Below are 1,769 nucleotides of genomic sequence, written 5' to 3'. Positions count from 1 at the left end.
AGGGGCTGTCCCATAAGTCATAAAAATGGCTAGGGACAGACCTGTTTTCCAAATTGTAAAACAAAAAGAAGCCTTTCCTTGGTAAAATGGAAGTGTCGAGCAACCATTTCTAAGGAGGGCTTCTTTTGTACATTCAATATACCATGGATCAACTTTTCTTGCCAATGGATTTGGAGACAGATATCCCCGAAAACCACCTCGTTCGTGTTGTAAATGACGCAATCAATCGCCTGAGCGATTCCGTTTTCAACTCGGCGTATCCTGGCGGGGGGCGTCATAGTTATCATCCCAAAATGCTCACCAAAATCATCATCTACGCCTACACCCAACGCATCTATTCATCCCGGCAAATCGCCAAGGCTGTTCGCGAAAATATCATGTTCATGTGGCTCGCTGGGCGGCAACAACCGGATTTTCGGACCATCAATCGCTTCCGTTCCGAGCGGATGAAAGAGGTACTGGAAACGGTGTTTACCCATGTGCTGGCACTGCTGGTTCAGGAGCAATACGTGTCCATGGATCACTACTTTCTGGACGGAACCAAGCTTGAGGCGAATGCGAATCGGTACACCTTTGTCTGGAAAAAGGCTGTCGTCAAGTACCAGGCCAAGCTGCAAGAAAAAGTACATACCCTGTTCCAAACCATCGAAGCGGCTGAAAGTGAAGAAGATGCGCTCCATGCGGGTACAGACCTCCCTGAGCTCGGAGAAGCTTCTGCACTCACGGCAGAAAAGCTGGAAAAAGCCGTTGAGCAACTGGAGGAATCTTTACAAGAAAAACCGAAAAACAAAATCGTAAAGAAAGCCGTACGCCAGTTACGCAAAGACTTGCTACCGCGGCTGCAAAAGTATGAGCACCAGATTCAAACCGCAGGGGAGCGGAATAGCTATAGCAAAACCGATCCAGACGCAACGTTCATGCGAATGAAAGAAGATCATATGCGAAATGGCCAATTGAAGCCAGGGTACAATGTGCAGATTGGAACGGAAAACCAGTTTGTTTTGGGTTACACGGTGCACCAGCGACCCACAGACACGAAATGTCTGAAGCCCCATCTCGATCATTTCGAAGAAACGCTCGGCAAAAGACCGAAGACCGTCATTGCGGATGCAGGATATGGAAGTGAAGAGAATTACAGCTATTTCGAAGAGCAAAACATCCAGGCAATCGTCAAATATGGGACGTACCACAAGGAGAAAACCAGGGCGTGGAAGCAAGCGATTGGCAAGGTGGACAACTGGAGCTATAACGAATCGGAAGATACATGGACCTGCGCGGCTGGGAAGACGTTACATTTTCGGTACGAAAGCGAGACGGTCACGGAAAGTGGTTACACGATTCGTACCCGCCATTATCGAAGTGAAGATTGTAGTACATGTCCTCTGAAAGCAACATGCACCAAAGCCAAAGGCAATCGGGAGATCGCGATCAGTCTGACCTATATGCGGCAAAAAAACGAGATGCGGGAACGACTGCGCAGCGAGGAAGGATACACCCTTTCTGTTCAGCGCATGACGGAGCCAGAGAGTGTATTTGGACAAATCAAAAACAACCGGGGATTCCGAAGATTCCTGCTTCGCGGCTTGCAAAAAGTAAGCCTGGAGGTCGGGTGGCTTTGCCTTGCCCACAATCTGCTTAAAAAAGCCGCAATGACGGAAAAACGCAAAAAGGACAAAGCAGGATAAACCTCTGCTTTGTCCTTTTTTGAACCTATGAGTGTTATTTCTTTTTGCCGATACGCTTTTCAGGGCTTTTGAGACAGCCCCTTT

Annotated in this window: 1 protein-coding gene; it reads left to right on the top strand. The window is 48.1% G+C overall.

Annotated elements, in window-relative coordinates; genetic code table 11:
- The first annotated feature begins 125 nt into the window (after positions 1-125).
- On the top strand, positions 126-1,685 hold the full coding sequence (locus J2Z28_RS30925; RefSeq protein WP_211085771.1) for an IS1182 family transposase: 1,560 nt from the start codon (positions 126-128) through the stop codon (positions 1,683-1,685).
- The last annotated feature ends 84 nt before the right edge of the window (positions 1,686-1,769 follow it).

The organism is Paenibacillus xylanexedens, assembly GCF_017874615.1.
Classification (GTDB): Bacteria; Bacillota; Bacilli; order Paenibacillales; family Paenibacillaceae; genus Paenibacillus; species Paenibacillus xylanexedens.
The sequence above is the reverse complement of the archived record's forward strand: the minus strand, read 5'-3'. Positions and strand labels throughout refer to the sequence as shown.